The 16163-nt window shown below is 68.3% G+C and carries 13 protein-coding genes and 4 pseudogenes; 11 read left to right on the top strand and 6 right to left on the bottom strand.

The window, feature by feature from the left end:
- Positions 1 to 30: 30 nt before the first annotated feature.
- Both AC5P09_RS23345 and AC5P09_RS23340 read right to left on the bottom strand, forming a co-directional pair.
- A complete protein-coding gene (locus AC5P09_RS23345) occupies positions 31 to 849 on the bottom strand; it encodes a PaaX family transcriptional regulator (protein WP_493875729.1) in 819 nt (272 codons plus the stop codon).
- Between the two features lie 15 nt (positions 850 to 864).
- Positions 865 to 2481, bottom strand: coding sequence for an AMP-binding protein (locus AC5P09_RS23340; protein WP_493875728.1), 1617 nt, complete (start codon positions 2479 to 2481; stop codon positions 865 to 867).
- 183 nt (positions 2482 to 2664) lie between these two features.
- Here AC5P09_RS23340 and AC5P09_RS23335 point away from each other — a divergent pair, with 183 nt between their 5' ends.
- Complete coding sequence (locus AC5P09_RS23335; protein WP_493875727.1) at positions 2665 to 3843, top strand: acyl-CoA dehydrogenase family protein; 1179 nt, start codon at positions 2665 to 2667, stop codon at positions 3841 to 3843.
- Positions 3840 to 4238 (top strand): RidA family protein, encoded by a 399-nt coding sequence (locus AC5P09_RS23330; protein ID WP_493875726.1) that lies wholly within the window; start codon positions 3840 to 3842, stop codon positions 4236 to 4238. The genes AC5P09_RS23335 and AC5P09_RS23330 overlap by 4 nt, the downstream gene beginning before the upstream one ends.
- A gap of 114 nt (positions 4239 to 4352) precedes the next feature.
- On the opposite strand, the gene AC5P09_RS23325 is transcribed toward AC5P09_RS23330, so the two are convergent.
- Positions 4353 to 4547 carry a DUF5999 family protein gene (locus AC5P09_RS23325; RefSeq protein WP_493875725.1) on the bottom strand — a complete coding sequence of 65 codons (195 nt, stop codon included), beginning with the start codon at positions 4545 to 4547 and terminating at the stop codon, positions 4353 to 4355.
- Between the two features lie 472 nt (positions 4548 to 5019).
- Here AC5P09_RS23325 and AC5P09_RS23320 point away from each other — a divergent pair.
- The 4 genes and pseudogenes from AC5P09_RS23320 to AC5P09_RS23305 form a co-directional block, all read left to right on the top strand.
- A pseudogene (locus tag AC5P09_RS23320) lies at positions 5020 to 5808 on the top strand (transposase); the annotation flags it as partial.
- Positions 5809 to 6452: 644 nt separating this feature from the next.
- The gene (gene ltrA, locus AC5P09_RS23315) at positions 6453 to 8222 is read left to right on the top strand and encodes a group II intron reverse transcriptase/maturase (protein WP_493875724.1); all 1770 of its coding nucleotides are present in this window, start codon (positions 6453 to 6455) and stop codon (positions 8220 to 8222) included.
- 86 nt (positions 8223 to 8308) lie between these two features.
- Positions 8309 to 8810 (top strand): annotated as a pseudogene (locus AC5P09_RS23310) (zinc ribbon domain-containing protein); the annotation flags it as partial.
- 26 nt (positions 8811 to 8836) lie between these two features.
- A pseudogene (locus AC5P09_RS23305) lies at positions 8837 to 9201 on the top strand (DUF6299 family protein); the annotation flags it as partial.
- Between the two features lie 14 nt (positions 9202 to 9215).
- On the opposite strand, the gene AC5P09_RS23300 reads toward AC5P09_RS23305, so the two are convergent.
- Both AC5P09_RS23300 and AC5P09_RS23295 read right to left on the bottom strand, forming a co-directional pair.
- The gene (locus tag AC5P09_RS23300; RefSeq protein WP_493875723.1) at positions 9216 to 9668 is read right to left on the bottom strand and encodes a flavodoxin family protein; all 453 of its coding nucleotides are present in this window, start codon (positions 9666 to 9668) and stop codon (positions 9216 to 9218) included.
- A gap of 183 nt (positions 9669 to 9851) precedes the next feature.
- A pseudogene (locus AC5P09_RS23295) lies at positions 9852 to 10142 on the bottom strand (MFS transporter); the annotation flags it as partial.
- Between the two features lie 101 nt (positions 10143 to 10243).
- Between AC5P09_RS23295 and AC5P09_RS23290 the strand changes: the two are divergent.
- Positions 10244 to 10708 carry an AfsR/SARP family transcriptional regulator gene (locus tag AC5P09_RS23290; RefSeq protein ID WP_493875722.1) on the top strand — a complete coding sequence of 155 codons (465 nt, stop codon included), beginning with the start codon at positions 10244 to 10246 and terminating at the stop codon, positions 10706 to 10708.
- An 80-nt stretch (positions 10709 to 10788) separates the two neighbouring features.
- Here AC5P09_RS23290 and AC5P09_RS23285 read toward each other — a convergent pair whose 3' ends face one another.
- The gene (locus AC5P09_RS23285) at positions 10789 to 12063 is read right to left on the bottom strand and encodes a tyrosine-type recombinase/integrase (protein WP_493875721.1); all 1275 of its coding nucleotides are present in this window, start codon (positions 12061 to 12063) and stop codon (positions 10789 to 10791) included.
- A gap of 114 nt (positions 12064 to 12177) precedes the next feature.
- Here AC5P09_RS23285 and AC5P09_RS23280 point away from each other — a divergent pair, with 114 nt between their 5' ends.
- From AC5P09_RS23280 to AC5P09_RS23265, 4 genes are all read left to right on the top strand, one after another.
- Positions 12178 to 12714, top strand: coding sequence for a helix-turn-helix transcriptional regulator (locus AC5P09_RS23280; protein ID WP_493875778.1), 537 nt, complete (start codon positions 12178 to 12180; stop codon positions 12712 to 12714).
- A 391-nt stretch (positions 12715 to 13105) separates the two neighbouring features.
- Positions 13106 to 14047 (top strand): hypothetical protein, encoded by a 942-nt coding sequence (locus tag AC5P09_RS23275; RefSeq protein WP_493875720.1) that lies wholly within the window; start codon positions 13106 to 13108, stop codon positions 14045 to 14047.
- Between the two features lie 66 nt (positions 14048 to 14113).
- Positions 14114 to 15028, top strand: a complete 915-nt coding sequence (locus tag AC5P09_RS23270; protein ID WP_493875719.1) for a hypothetical protein — start codon at positions 14114 to 14116, stop codon at positions 15026 to 15028.
- Positions 15028 to 16053: an ImmA/IrrE family metallo-endopeptidase gene (locus AC5P09_RS23265; protein ID WP_493875718.1), complete on the top strand. Its 1026-nt coding sequence runs from the start codon at positions 15028 to 15030 to the stop codon at positions 16051 to 16053. The genes AC5P09_RS23270 and AC5P09_RS23265 overlap by 1 nt, the downstream gene beginning before the upstream one ends.
- The last annotated feature ends 110 nt before the right edge of the window (positions 16054 to 16163 follow it).

Here is a 16163-nt window from a genome sequence, read left to right as displayed (position 1 = left end):
TTCCCTTAGGGGCCCGTGATGTGGGTGAGGTCACACGCCCGCGAAGGCGGCCCCCGCGTCCCGCAGCCGCTCGTGCAGCCCCCGGAACACCGCGGCCGAGCGGGCGCCCGGCCAGTCCGGGGGGAGCAGGCCCGCGGGCAGTCCGGGATCGGCGTAGGGGAGGTGGCGCCAGGTGTCCAGGGCGAGGAGGTAGTCGTGGTACGCCTCCTCGGCCGGGGTGTCCGTCGCCGCGCGCCCCTGCCAGTCCTGCAGCACGCGCGCGTGCCGGTCGAGGAACGCCTCGTGCTCCTTGGCGATCGCCGCCAGGTCCCACCAGCGGGCGACCGCCTCCGCGGTCGGCGCGAAGCCGAGGTGTTCGCCGCGGAAGAAGTCGACGTACGGGTCGAGCCGCAGCCGCTGGAGGGTGTGCCGGCTCTCCTCGTACAGCCGCGCCGGGGCGATCCACACGCCGGGCGCGGCGGTGCCGAAGCCGAGCCCGGCCAGGCGTGAGCGCAGCACGTGCCGCTTCTGCCGCTCGGACTCCGGAACGGAGAACACGGCGAGCACCCAGCCCTCGTCCTCCGGCGGTGTGACGGCGTAGATGCGGCGGTCGCCGTCGTCGAGCAACTGGCGGGCGTCCGGCGACAGTTCGTACCCCGCCGCGCCCTGTGCCGTACGGGCCGGCAGGAGCAGCCCGCGGCGTTTGAGCCGGGACACGGAGGAGCGTACGGAGGGGGCGTCGACGCCGACCGCGGCCAGCAGTCGGATCAGCTCGGCGACGGGTACGGGGCCGGGCATGAAGCGGCCGTACGCGCCGTAGAGCGTGACGATGAGAGACCGTGGTGCATGCTGGTCGGACACGTTGATCATCTTAGGTCGTCGGCATCACTGCTGGTCACCATCGGTGTCACCTGCGTCGCCGGATGCGGCGCGCAGCCGGAACCGCTGCAGCTTGCCGGTCGCCGTGCGCGGCAGCGCGTCCAGGAGGACGATCTCGCGCGGACATTTGTAGGGCGCCAGTTCGGACCGGACGAAGGCGCGCAGCGCCTCGGTGTCGCGCGAGGCGCCCTCCTTGAGGACGGCGTACGCCACCACGACCTGTCCGCGCGCCTCGTCGGGCCGCCCCACGACCGCCGCCTCCAGCACGTCCGGGTGGCGCAGCAGCGCCTCCTCGACCTCCGGTCCGGCGATGTTGTACCCGGCCGAGATGATCATGTCGTCCGCGCGGGCGACGTACCGGAAGTAGCCGTCGGGCTCGCGGACATACGTGTCGCCGGTGACGTTCCAGCCGCCGCGCACGTACTCCCGCTGCCGCGGGTCGGCGAGATACCGGCAGCCGACCGGCCCGCGCACGGCCAGCAGCCCGGGCTCGCCGTCGGGCACCGGCGCGCCGCTCTCGTCCTGCACGCGCGCCTGCCACCCCGGTACGGGCACGCCTGTCGTCCCCGGCCTGATGCGCTCGTCGGCCGCCGAGATGAAGATGTGCAGCAGCTCGGTGGCGCCGATGCCGTTGATGACGCGCAGCCCGGTCCGCTCGTGCCAGGCCCGCCAGGTGGCGGCCGGGAGGTTCTCGCCGGCCGAGACGCAGCGGCGCAGGGAGGAGAGGTCGTACGCGTCGAGCTCGTCGAGCATCGCGCGGTAGGCGGTCGGCGCGGTGAACAGGACCGACACCCGGTGCTCGGCGATCGCGGGCAACAGCTGCCGGGGACCGGCCTGTTCGAGGAGCAGGGCGCTGGCGCCGGCGCGCATCGGGAAGACCACCAGCCCGCCGAGACCGAAGGTGAAGCCGAGCGGCGGGCTGCCGGTGAAGACGTCCTCGGGGTGTGGCCTGAGCACATGGCGGGCGAAGGTGTCGGCGATCGCCAGCACGTCCCGGTGGAAGTGCATACAGCCCTTGGGGCGGCCGGTGGTCCCGGAGGTGAACGCGATCAGCGCGACGTCGTCGGCCGCGGTGTCCACGGCGGTGTACGGCTCCTCGGGCGCCGCCCGGTTCAGCAGGTCGTCGGGGGCGTCACCGCCGTACGTGGTGATCCTCAGCCCCGGTATCTCTGCCTTGGCGAGGTCGTCGACGGCCCGGATGTCGCACAGGGCGTGGTCTATTCGGGCGATCTCGCACATCGTGGCCAGTTCGTGCGGGCGCTGCTGGGCCAGCACGGTGACGGCGACCGCGCCGGCCTTCAGCACCGCCAGCCAGCAGGCGGCCAGCCAGGGGGTGGTGGGGCCGCGCAGCAGGACGCGGTTGCCGGGGACGACACCGAGGTCACGGGTGAGGAGGTGCGCGATGCGGTCGACGCGGGTGCGGAGGTCGCCGTACATCCAGGTGCCGCCCGCCGGGGTGTGGAACACCGGTCGGTCCGCGGCCGGCCCGGAAAGAAGTTCGGCGGCGCAGTTCAGCCGATCGGGGTAGTCCAGCTCCGGCAGGTCGAAGCGGAGCTCGGGCCACTGGTCCGGGGGCGGGAGATGGTCGCGGGCGAAGGTGTCGACGTGCGCCGAGGGGTTCATGGCGGTTCGCCCCCTTGCCTTGTGGGCGTCGGTGGTGGGCGTCGGGTGCATCCCTGATGGGCATCGCTGGTGGGCATCGCTGGTGGGTCCGCGCATCGAGCGTATCGTGTTGGTGACGGCAGTCAACGGTGCGCGATACCGTCGGGAGAGTGGCCGCAGGGCTGCGGGGAGAGAGGACCGGCAATGCCCGCATTCTCACTCGAACCATCACAGATCGCCTGGTGTGCGGAGCTGCGCACCCTGGCCGCGGACCGGCTGCGCCCCCTCGCGGAGAAGGGCGAACCGGGCCACGTCAATCGTCCCCTGGTCGCGGAACTCGGCCAACAGGGCCTGCTGTCCCGCCTGTTCACCTCCGGCGCCCTCGACCTCTGCCTGATGCGGGAGTCCCTCGCCCACGCCTGCACCGAGGCGGAGACCGCCCTCGCCCTCCAGGGCCTGGGCGCACACCCCGTCCACGCCCACGGCACCCCGGCACAGCGGGAGCGCTGGCTGCCCCGGGTGGCCGACGGCACGGCGGTGGCCGCCTTCGCCCTGAGCGAGCCGGGTGCGGGCTCGGACGCGGCAGCGCTGACGCTGACCGCCCGGCCGGACGGCCCGTCCGGCGCCCGGTCGCCCGCCGCTCCCCTCGCCGCCGACTCCGACGGCCCCGCCCGCTGGCGGCTGACCGGGGAGAAGTGCTGGATCTCCAACGCACCGGAGGCCGACTTCTACACCGTGTTCGCCCGCACCACCCCGGGCGCCGGCGCCCGGGGCGTCACCGCCTTCCTCGTCCCCGCCGACCGCCCCGGCCTCACCGGCACGGCCCTCGACATGCTCTCGCCGCACCCCATCGGCAGCCTCACCTTCGACGCCGTCCCGGTGACCGCCGACGACGTGCTCGGCGAGGTCGACCGCGGCTTCCGGGTCGCCATGGGCACCCTCAACCTCTTCCGCCCCAGCGTCGGCGCCTTCGCCGTCGGCATGGCCCAGGCCGCCCTGGACGCCACCCTCGCGCACACCTCTCGACGCGAGGCGTTCGGCGGCACGTTGAGGGACCTGCAGACGGTCGCCCACCAGGTCGCCGAGCTGGCCCTGCGCACCGAGGCGGCCCGCCTCATGGTGTACGCGGCGGCGACGGCGTACGACGCAGGCGCACCGGACGTCCCGAAGCGCGCGGCGATGGCGAAGCTGCTCGCCACCGAGACCGCGCAGTACGTCGTCGACGCGGCCGTCCAACTCCACGGCGCCTGCGCCCTGCGCCGCGGCCACCTCCTCGAACACCTCTACCGCGAGGTACGCGCCCCGCGCATCTACGAGGGCGCCAGCGAGGTCCAACGCGGCATCATCGCCAAGGAGTTGTACGCGAACCAGGAGGCCACGTGAGCGCCGAGCGCGTCAACCCGCCCGAACTCTCCCCGCCCACCGGCTTCTCCCACGCCGTGGTCGCCACCGGCACCCGGCTCGTCTTCCTCGCCGGCCAGACCGCACTCGACACCGACGGCAAGGTCGCCGGCGACACGCTCCCCGAACAGTTCGAGAAGGCCCTCACCAACCTCCTGACCGCCCTGGCGGCCACCGGCGGTACCCCCGCCGACCTCGCCCGCCTCACCGTCTACGCCACGGACATCGCCGCGTACCGCACCCACGCCCCCGAACTCGGCCGCATCTGGCGCGAGTCGGCCGGCCGCGACTACCCCGCGATGGCGGTCGTGGAGGTCGTACGCCTGTGGGACGACCAGGCGTTGGTCGAGCTCGACGGCTTCGCGGTGCTGCCCTAGGGCCCTTCTGATGGATCTCCGTGGAAGAAGGAGCGGCGTTCGGTGCGTGCTCTCGGCGTGCCGGGCGTCGCGACTCCGCGGCCATCCATCAGAAGGGCCCTGGGTGGGCTGTCGTCAGGCGGCGATCGTGAGCCGCTCGACGGGTGCCCGGTGCGGGGCGACGATCCGGCCGTCGGGCAGCAGCTCGCCGGTGTCGTCGAAGACGATCGCGCCGTCGCACAGCAGGTTCCAGCCCTGCTCGGGGTGGGCGGCGACGACGTGTTGGGCGTGGTCGTCGGCTGCGGGGCACGAAGGCTGGTGGGAACACATGGCGCACCTCCACGTCGGCAGGACCATCGGATCGGGTCCGTAAGGACAGACGATCCTCCCGCCGCGAACTCATCGGAACAGCCCGCCGCGAAGCGTGACAACACGCGGACATCACGCGGACAACACGCGGACCCTTCCACGACCGCGCCAGGTCCCCGGTGCGGACTCGCAACCGAAGGGGTGACGATCACGGCTGCGGACGCTCGTGCCCGGTACCAGTGGAGCCCCCACTTCAGCGGATTCTTGCGAGGAACCCCAGGGCTTCAGCCCTGGGAGGAATCGCATCCTCGTGGTCACGGCGCGGAGCGCCGCGATATCACTTGTGCGTGCTCGGCCGCGAAGCGGCCGGGGTTCGTGTCCGGCGGAGCCGGTGCTGCGTCGATGCGGTGGCGTGTTCACTCGGTCGGGTGATCTGCGACGAACGTACGGTGGGTAGTCGTACGCCTGTGTAAGTTTGATGATCGTGAAGCTGATGGTGCAGGTCAGACTGCTGCCGACGCCCGTACAGGGGACGGCGCTGGAGGCGACCCTGCGCGCGTGCAACGAAGCGGCGACCTGGGCCAGCGGCGTGGCCTTCGAGAAGGACGTGAAGAGCAACTTCGCGCTGCGCGAGCACACCTACCGCCAGGTCAAGGACCGCTGGGGACTGGGGGCGCAGGCCGCCCAGCACGTCATCAAGAAGACCTGCGACGCCTACGCCACGCTGAAAGCCAACCTGAAGGCCGGGAACCTGGGCAGGGCGGGCTCGAAACGCTACCGCAGGGCCGTGGAGAAACCGATCGCCTTCCGCCCGGAGGGCGCGCAGCCCTATGACGACCGCATGCTGTCCTGGCAGATCGGCCGGCGCCGGATCTCGATCTGGACGACTGCCGGGCGGCTGAAGGACGTAGCGTTCACCGCATCGCCGCAGCAGCTGGCCACGCTGGCCCTGTATCGGAAGGGGGAGTCCGACCTGCTGCGGCGGGACGGCATGTGGTTCCTGAACGCCACCTGCGAGGTACCCGAAGCGCCGCAGAACACCGATCCGGTGGACTTCCTCGGCATCGACCTGGGCATCGTCAGCATCGCCACCACCAGCGACGGCGAGATCATGGCCGGACGGGAACTCAACCGCATCCGCGCCCGGGAACGCACGCTGCGCACCAAGCTGCAGAAGAAGAACACCCCGTCCGCCAGGCGCCGGCTGAAGAAGCGGCGGCGCAAGGAGGCGCGGCGGGCGCGGGACATCAACCACAAGATCGCGGTGCGACACGAAGTCGCTCATCCCAAGTGAAAGGAATGAGGAAAAGGAATGCCTTTCCCGGTCGGTGATCGATGACCGGTCCCCATTTCCGAGTGCGTCGCTGGCAACGGCGGGGTGCTGAGCCGGAAACGAAAGCCCAAGGAGACCGCAGGGCCATTGCGGACTTACAGGCAGGGGAAGTCTGGAAGGACGAACGAGAGTGAACCCTCGTATGTACGGCTCGTTAAGTGGACGCCGCGTCAGTGGTCTGTTGTCGGCGGCGGAAGGGCTCGATGCTGGAAGGCGTCAGACGGCTGCGGTCATTGCGTTGGCCTCAGTGAGATCACCGTCAGCCCCGGGTCATAGAGGGCGTCCTCCCCAGGCGCAACTTGGATGAGTGGAACGTGGTAACCCCGTACCGGTCCGGGAATCTCCCGGTAAGCCCGAGGTAACGACGGCCGAACTCCGCTGCGGGAGCAGGACGGTTCGAGAAGCAAATGCCGCTGGGGCGAAAGCCCAGAGGAAATGCCGGAGACATGAGACTTTCCCTCACCGGCTATAACTCGGCGGATACTGGGAGGATTTCCCGGGCCCGAAAGGGAGCAGACGCGAACCGGGTGGACCTTTGAAGTGATGCTGAACAAAACCCGTACAGCGCTGCAAGTTGGACACGGAGGAGGGGTGTGCGGCAAAGGGAAACCTCTGGCGATCTCCCGTCCTTGGTGAACGGAGGCGCTGACGCTGATGCAAAGTTCTGGCACGGTATTGACTGGGCCGAAGCGGAGCAGAGCGTAAGGAGACTGCGTCAGAGAATCTTCAAGGCTGCGCAGGACGGGGACCTCAAGAAGGTCCGGAACCTGCAAAAGCTCATGCTGCGTTCACAGGCGAACACTCTGGTGAGTGTGAAGCGAGTGACGCAGACGAGCACAGGCAAGAAGACGGCAGGGATTGACGGCGAACGTGCTCTCAACCCCAGAGACAGAGGCAAACTGGTCCGGCAGATCACTGCCGAACAGGGCGTCAAGGTCAAGCCCGTCAAGCGTGTGTACATTCCGAAGGCGAATGGAAAGAAACGGCCACTCGGTATCCCGGTCATCCGGGACCGGGTCCACCAGGCACGCGTGAAGAACGCGCTGGAACCTGAGTGGGAAGCACGGTTCGAGGCCAGGAGCTACGGCTTCCGGCCCGGACGCGGCTGTCACGACGCGATCGGGGTCATCTTCAGTATGGCTGCGAAGAAGAGATCCAGAAGACTCTGGGTTTTGGACGCGGACCTGGCGGCGGCCTTCGACCGCATCGACCATGAGCACCTGATGCAATCCGTAGGGATGTTTCCCGCAAGGAAGCAGCTCGCGGGGTGGCTGAAGGCCGGGGTGATGGACAGAGGGAGATTCGCGCCGACGGAGGAGGGGACTCCTCAAGGCGGTGTGATCAGCCCGCTGTTGCTGAATATCGCCCTGCACGGAATGGCGGCGGCCATTGGAGCGGACGTGGACCCGAGAAGCAAGGCCGGGACCAGGAATCCGCCTCCAGGATTGGTGAGGTACGCCGACGACTTCGCGGTCTTGTGCGCCACGAAGGAGCAGGCGGAGACGGTCAAAAGGACACTGGAACCCTGGCTGGAGCCCAGAGGTCTGGCCTTCAACGAGGAAAAGACCCGCGTGGTCCACCTCGATGACGGATTCGACTTCTTGGGCTTCAACATTCGCAGGTTCCAGGGAAAGCTGATCATCAAACCGAGCCAGGAGGCCGTGAAACGCGCACGCCGGAAGATCAGGGAGATCATCCGAGAACACCGGGGGGACTCGGCGCATACGTTGATCAGGCGCCTGAACCCCTTCATCAAAGGATGGTCCACCTACTACCGGGGTGTCGTTTCCACCGAGATCTTCAGGAGACTGGACACGTATGTCTACAGCGCCTTACGGCGGTGGGGCATCGCCGGCCACAGGAACAAAGGGTGGCGCTGGATTGCCAACCGGTACTGGGGCTTGTTCAAGAAGGGAAGCCAGGACAAGTGGATCTTTGGGGACCGCGCCAGCGGCCTCTATCTCCACAAGTTCGGATGGACCAGGATCACTCGGCATACGATCGTCAAGGACACTGCGTCCAAAGACGATCCCGCGCTGAAGGAATACTGGGAGGGCAGGACCCGGAAGCGCGTATTTCCGCAAGCGGACAAGAAGGTCAATGTCACGCTGGCGGCGCGTCAGAAGGGCCTGTGCCCCCGGTGCGGCCTGGATCTGATCGCGGGGGCAGGATACGAACCCGACAACGTCCACGAGTGGGCGAAATGGTTCGACGCCAGCTCCCGCACGCTGAATGTGCACCACGTTGTGTACCGAAGCGTAGGCGGTCCCGACACCTTGAAGAACTACGAGTTGCTGCACGCAGAATGCCACCGGCAGCACCACGCCGGAGACCGCAGGAACCAAATCACCTGTAGCCCATAGGGGTCTGCTTGAGCCGGATGCGGGGACAACTCGCACGTCCGGTTCTGAGGGGGGCCCGACGCAGCAATGTGTCGGGCCTACCCGACAAACATGTGGTGGCCGAGGCAGAACGCACCGGTCGCGGAATCGCCCTGGAAGACCTGACGGGCATCCGCGAGCGGGTACGGCTTCGCAAGCCCCAACGGGCCACCCACTCCAGCTGGTCCTTCGCCCAGCTCGGCAGTTTCATCGCGTACAAGGCCCGCAAGGCCGGGGTGCCGGTGGTGCACGTCGATCCGGCGTACACCTCCCGCACCTGCGCCGAGTGCGGGCACATCGACAAAGCGAACCGGGTCTCGCAGGCCTGGTTCGCGTGCCGGAACTGCGGATTCGTTGATCACGCAGACCGATGGGGGCACCTCCCGCTCGAGCGAAGCCGAGAGCGGGGGAGGCTCCCGCAACATCCGCGCCAGAGCGTGGGAGTTGTGGCGACGCGGGGCCCAGTCAACGGCCCCTGCCCCACCACCGGAGCATGTGCGCCGGGGTGGGGCCGGACGCAAACGCAGCATCACCGCCAGTGATGCCCGTTGTGCAAGCCCGTCGCTTTAGCGACGGGTAGTTGACGAGGTCTTCCCATGTCCCTGCGTACCCGCCCTGCCCTCGTCGCCGCCGCCGGTGCCGCGCTGCTCCTGCTGGCCGCCCCCGCCGCCCTCGCCGCGCCCGCGAGCGCCGCCCGTACGAGACCGTGACGGTCGACCCGACCGGCCGTATCGCGTCCGACGGCACCGTCCCCCTCTCCGGCACCTACCGCTGCACCGGCGGCACGGGCCCGGTGTTCGTCAGCTCGTCCGTCGGCCAGGGCTCCCTGTCCGTCCGCCACGGCATCGGCGGCACCCGCGCGGTGTGCGACGGGCTGGAGCACGCCTGGACGAACACCGGCAAGCCGTCGCCGAGTTCCCTCCAGCCCGGCGCGGCGCACGTCGAGGCCACCCTGATCGAGGGCTGAGCGCGGCGTCAGCCCATCAGTCCCGCGGCGACCGTGGCGCCCAGCTCCCAGCACGCCTCGACGTCCGCCTTGCCGGGCTCGCCCGTCACGGTCACGGCCTCGGCGGCCCGTCGCCAGCCGAGGCCGGTCGTGATCGCCTCGATGCCGCGGACCGCTCCGGTGACGTCGTTGCCGCCGTGTACGTAGTAGCCGAACGGGCGGCCCTGCGTGGCGTCGAGGCACGGGTAGTAGACCTGGTCGAAGAAGTGCTTCAGCGCGCCGGACATGTAGCCGAGGTTCGCCGGCGTGCCGAGCAGGACCCCGTCGGCTTCCAGTACGTCGGACGCCGTCGCGGCCAGCGCGGCCCGCCGCACGACGCGGACGCCCTCGATCTCCGGGTCCGTCGCACCGGCGACGACGGCCTCGAACAGCGCCTGGCAGTTCGGCGAGGGCGTGTGATGCACGATCAGCAAAGTAGCCACCTCCGCACCCTGCCGTGCGGGGGCGTCGAGCCGCAAACGGAGGAACCGCACCACCTCAAGTCGACGCGTGTTCTCCCGGCGCCCGACCCACCACCTGGGCGATGAGCACAGCTACGAGGAAGCAGGCCCCGCTGATCACGGAACCCACGCGCATGCCCGTGACGAAGTGCGCCGTCCCGGTGATCAGCGCGCCGAGGGCCCCATCGCGCTCCCCACCTGACGACTGGCGTTGAGCACCCCGGAGGCGACGCCCGACCGGCTCGGCGGGGCCGACTCCACGACCGCCGCGACGGCCGCCGACATGGTGAATGCCGTACCGAACCCGATGGCGGTCAGCGGCAGCACCAGTGCCCAGTACGGGGTCGAACGTCCCGCGAGGAGCAGGGCGAAGAAGCCCGCGGCACCGACGAGCAGGCTCAGCGTCATGGGCACCTGGGGCCCGGTGAGCGCCGTCGTCCGTCCCGCCAGGGCCGAGGAGAGGCTACCTGCGCCAGGCCGTCCATCAGCTGAACCTGGCGCTGCCTGCGCAACTGCGCCTCACCGTCCAGCAGAACAGGCTGTCCCTCGCCGACGAAGTGGCCAGGAGATGCCAGTCGCTGCTGTTAGAGGCCGACCTCGCCCAGGCGCACCGGCTGGCCGGACGGGCAAGACTGTCGGCGATCGAGGAGGTACTCGCCCGCAACGAGGGAGACTACCCCCCGGACCGCACCTGTCAGTGGGTGGAGGAACGGCGAAGGGCCCTGTCCCAGCGAGCCTCGGACACACTCTCCTCGGCAGCCGGACTCGCCCTGCAACTGCATCAGTACGGCGACGCCGCCCGCCGGTGCGACCGGGCGACCGCGCTCGACCCGCTCCACGAGGTGGCCTGGCGCGTCCGGATGCGCGCGGCGAACACCCTGGGCGACGACGACGGTGTCCTCACAGCGTTCCAGGGCTGCGAGGCGGCACTGGCCCGGATTGACGCCTCGCCGTCACCCAGCATGCGCAGGCTGCTCGCGCAGCTCCGGCGGTGGCCCGCTCAGATGTCCCGGAACTCATAGACAAGGCTTCTGACCTGCGCAAACAACCCTTCGCGAAGATCGTCTTGCACGGTTGTTGCACAAGCCGAACGGTGCAGGAGTCACGCGGCCCGGGAGTAGGCGCTCCGGACCGCGATGCGGACCTTGGAACCGGCTCCCACGACCCGGTGCACGTACTTACGCAGGGTGAACGCGGGATCGGCGTGTCCGAGTCGGTCCGCGAGCGTGTACACGTCTACACCGCCGCTGATCATCATCGACGCGTACAGGTGTCGGAGCGCGTGCATCATCACGTCGCGGGACTTCTCCCAACGTCGTCCCTTCGCGTCGGGCTCAAGGGGCTTGATGAGGCCGGCCGACGCCAGGGCGGGCTTCCAGCGGTAGGAGTTGAACCAATTCGACTGAATGGCGGTCTTCTCCCGGGTGTAGAAGATCAGCCGCACCGTGACCGGGTCGCCGCCTTTGCTGCCCCACGGTCGGGTCACCTCGACCGGCGGGTACTTCTGCATGTGCTCGCGCAGGGGGATGGCCACGTCGTCGGTCAGCTCGACCCACCGGTCCTTCGGGTCCTCGTCGTCTCCGCCCTTGGGGAGGGCGTATACGAGGAACGAGCCGTCGTGGACTACTTGCCGTTGCACGTGCACCATGGCGCCGTCTGGATGTGCCCAGTCGATATCTTCTGGTGACAGGCCGAATATCTCTCCTTGCCGAAGACCCAGGCCGCGACCACAGTCAACAAGTGCTTTGTAGCGGTCGGGAAGTTCGGCACGGATCTTCTCGGTGTCCTCCCACGTTAGGGTCAGCTCTGCCCGGCCGCCCCCTCCTCGCTTCGGCTTGGCGTCCTGCACCGATTTGGCGAGGCACGGATTTTTGTGTATCAGGCTGTCGTCCACGGCCAGGTCAAAGACAGCCCGAAGATTGTCGAAGACCAGGCGCAGCGTGGAACTTTCGAGCAGCCTGCGACGGTCGTGCAGCCAGTCCAGCAAAGACGAGGCGTTCACGTCCTTTACGCGCATCTTCCCGACTACGGTAGGAACGACGTGCAGGAAAATTCGCTCCTTGTGGCGTCGGTAAGTTCGTGGATTCTTGTGTTCGTGCCCCTTGAGCCACGTAAGGGCGAGCTCACCGACCCTGACCTCTCCGGCGCGAGGGTTGATATATGAACCGTCGTCCACTCCGGACCGCATCTTGGTCTCATGCCTGCGGGCTTCGACCTCGGTGCGGAACAGCTCCGTCTGCTGGACATCTTCCCGGTTACGCCATCGAGCCTGCCACCGCTTCCCCGTCCCGTGATCCCGCGTCGGAACTTTGCCGTGTTCCTTGCAGGTCGACTCCCCGTCTTTCGGGCGCGACTTGTGCCAGCGGTCGTACGGCATCAACTAACTCCTAGTTTTCAATGGACCTTTGAGTCTATTTGTGGACTCTCTTGAATCAGGGCCATCGTCGACGGCGAGATCGTGTGCCCGTTCATCGTGCCCTAAGTGAATTGGATGTTGATGCAGGCGAGCCGAAGATGTCAAATGCATTCTTGGGGTCTTCGCGACAAAGGGTGCAGAGTGGCAGAGAAGATTTCACCTAGGCGAATTCTCGCTGAGGGTTCGGCGAGCCCTCGCCGAACCCTCAGCGAGGATTCGCCAGTGTCCTTCGAGAGTTCGCAAGAGTCGCAGGCGTTTCGTCGAGAGGCCCTCTGTTTGGTCCGGCCGGAATTTAGTGCAAACGTTCCATGTGCCACCACGGCGGAATACCGCTCACGTGGTCCTTTACTGCCCGCTTCGAACCGTTCTGGAGTGCCCATGTGTCGAACCACTGCCCGTGCGGCAGAAGCCGCCAGTGGCGCGGGGGACCGTTGCCCCTTGGCGAGCGCGGAGGAGCTGGCCGATTTCCTGGGCGTACCTCTGAATACGGTCTACATATGGAATCACCGACACCAGGGTCCGCGAGCCCACAAGGTCGGCCGTTATTTGCGCTACCGCTGGTCGGAGGTAGAGGCATGGCTGGAAGCTCAAGCGGTGAATCGCGCGACCTGACCGGCCAAGATTGGCTGGTGCTCTTGTCCTTGGTCGGGCGACAGAACCCGGCGTATAGCTCGGCTCGTCTGCCGCTACCTGCGGCTTTGCCGCGGAAAGGGCCTCTGACCTGCGTCGGAGGCCCTGTCCGGTCTTTCAGGGGCTTGCCGCGTTAGGCCGCGAAAAGTCCCTCGGAAGTCCCTCGGACAGCGCTGAAAGTCCCTGAAAAGTCCCTGGGATGGAGAGACAGGTGGATGACCCGCGGGGAACTGCCACGCATCGCCGTTCGCAGCCGGGCGAGCATTCTCGTGCTGAGCCAACGGCGTGGCGGACCTCCGTCCGCGCCTCGGGAGGTGTATAGGAAGAGGCCAGTGCGGACAGCGCAGTCCGCAGGGTGAGGCCGAGGTGGTCGATGGCGGGCGGGGCGCATGAGGAGCTGGCGCAGTACGGCCAGCTTGGTGATCTGGGTCTTGAGTTGCTCCGACGTGTCGGTCGTCAGGTGGCAAGATCCCAGGGATTCCCACCGCCCGAAGGTCATGCTGCGTGGACGGACGAGGCCGTCGACGAGCTCCTGTTCGAGATGATCAGCAGGAAGGGCGAGAACTTCCTCCTAGCCTGCTTCCTGAAGACGGTCGACGACGCTTCCCTGGAGAAGATGTTCTTCACGTCGATCAGGAATTTCCTGATCGACGAAGCCAAACGTACCGAGCGAGGGAAGCTGCGGCGGCGCTTCGCCGCGCGCCTTGGCGCGGACAGCCGGTTTCGCGCGGTGGCTGGTACGTCGCCCCGATGGGCCCTGGCCTCTCACCCACCCGGCGCCGTCTGGCAAGGCGATCTTGATGAACTGGTCAAAGCCGCCTGGGAAGTGCGTGGAGTATGGATCACTGCCTGGAACCACTCCGGGCCGACGCCCAGGGAAACCGTGCGCGCCCTGATGGCCGTACTCACCGGAGTGCTGGAGGCAGCAGGTGGAGCGGTCCGGGAGGAAGAACTGGCCAAGGTTCTTGAAGCCCGCTTCGAGCTGCTCGCTCCTGCCGAGTACACGACGCTGTACGCGGATGATGGCGCGCTCATCGACTCTGCCACCGGTCAGAAGCACGGGACCGTTCCCGTGGAGGCCGAGACCATAGCCGGGGAAATCTGGGCGGACATGTCCCCGCAGGAGCGGAAACTGCTGTCGTTCCTGGAGGACGATCCGGCGGAAGTCTCCGCCCTGCTTGGACTCGGGCGCCGACAGACGTCCGCGATCATGGATGCGCTGAGTGAGAAGCTCATGCTGGCTCTGACCGCTGCGGGTAGTGATCCCCGAGAGGTAGCCGCAGCGTTGCTGCGCCGCAGCAGTGAACCCCCCTGACGTTCGGCGAGTGACGTCGTTTGTCCATAGTGGGAACAGACCGCCGAGAGGAATGGGGGCCGCCCGATGATCCAGGCATCGAGCAGCGCATATGAGCGGCTTCGCGCTGCAGCCGCCCAGCTGCATGTTCCCGATGCGGTCCGAACCGCGGCGGCGGCAGCGCCGGGTGATCCCCGACCGGGCCAGATCTGGCGCGCTGTGTGGGACGGCGTTGTCGAGGTTGTGGGTATCGCGGCGGTCGATGACACCACGGTGCACGCCTTGCCCGTCTCCCTGGAGACGCGCTTCAACGACCCCGACACGGTGCTGCTGCCCGCCGAGGCTTCCACCTTGGAGCAGCCGCTTGCCCTGTGGTGCGGTCTGGGCAGGCGTCTTCCGTGGTATGTCCTGGACCGGCAGGTCAGTGAGCTGTCCGTTCCCTTGGAAGCCGACGGCTCACCCGCCCCGGATGCCTCTGGGTACCGCTATGGCAGCCCCCTTCCCAGCCCCGCATCACAGGCGGCCGAGTTCCGCTCCACCCTCGCCGACACCATGGACGTGCTGGCGACGGCGCGCTGGGCGCCTTCGGGCAGCGGCGGTCTGCCTGCCCTGCTGAAGCAGTGCGGCCTGGGCCCCACCGAACTGATCCATCGCTTGAGCATCAGGCCACCGCGCGCCCTCGCGCTGCTGCGCGCGCAGACACCTCTCACCCCGCCCGAAGCTCACCTCCTCGCACCGACTCTGGGCATGTCTGCGGACGCGATCCTGGCTGCCAATCCGCCGTTGCCCGACCGTTTGGTGCACGAGCTGAGTCGCCCCGCCCGCCGCCAACAGATCCGTCGGCTCGCCCACCTCACCGGAACCGCTGAACAGGAAGCCCGCCGACAGGCACTCTTTGCCACGCTCACACTGGCAGCGCGTCAGGAGCGCCCTGCGGAAGTGGACTGGCCTGCTCGGGTAGACCGCTATTTCCACGTGCACCTGGGCCCGGAGAGCGAGTGATGGACTACCTGCGCCGCGCCGCGGCCCGTACCCAGGCCAAGGCCATGCTCACCGTCCTGCAGCGCGACCACCCCGGCGCTGCCCAGCGGCTGGGCGACGGCGCCCTTGACGAGTTGCGGCAGTGGCCCGGCCTTCAGGTCAGGGACGTACCCGACGATCGCTCTGGCGGCGGCTGCAGTGTCTCCGGTGCCTATTTCGCCGGTACTCCCGCCGTCCTCGCCGTCGCCACCTCTGCCAGCCTGGCCCGCCGCGAGTTCACCGGTCTCCATGAGCTGGGCCACCACCTGCAGCAGACCGTGGTGGAGCTGATGGACGTCCTGCTTGCCGAGCCCGACGGTGGCGCCGTCCTGGAGGATGCTGCCTGCGATGCCTTCGCCGCCGACATCCTCCTGCCCGACACACTCACCGATCGCCATATCACTGCCGCCGGCCCCACGGCGGACGCCGCAGTCGCACTGTGGCGGGTGAGCAATGCCTCCCGTATGGCGGCGTGCGTGAAAGCCAGCGAACGCCTCCCAGCTCCCGGTCACATCCTGCTCCTCGATCGCGACGGCATCCTCGCCTTCGGTGCCTCCCACGGCCTGCCCCCACTGCGGCGCGGCAGCGACCAGAGCCAGGTCCCGGTCCTGCGCACGGCCCTGTCGGGCCAGGGACACGCCGAGGGACGTGGCCGGCTTGCCTACCGTGACGGCGCCGTCGCCGGTGAGGAGCTGTACCTGCAGACCGCGGCCATGGACGGCTACGTCCTCGCCGTCGCCGTCACCGACCTCGCGCCCTGGAGGACCTTCGCGCCCTCCGTTCGATACAACGGCCCCGAGGCCGCCAGCTATACCTGCGCACACTGCGGGGAGGACTTCACCTCCTTCGCCCGCGCCTGCGCCCGCTGCGAGTCCGCCCCGTGCCCCGACTGCGACCGCTGCGGCTGCGACCGCAAGGTGTTCGAGCGCCAGTGCACGGCCTGCTTCGTCGTCCATCCGGCGGCCATGTTCGACGGCGCCAGCAGCCGCTGCCGCGACTGCGACTGAACTCTTGTCACACCCGTCGCGCTACCGCCGAGTTACGTCGTCTGTCCCCAGTGAAGGCACCCACCCCGGGCGCCCCACCACGTACGGGACCCCGGAGCCGGCACCGGGCA

Source organism: Streptomyces sp. a15 (assembly GCF_059026085.1).
This window is presented reverse-complemented; position numbering and strand designations above follow the sequence as displayed.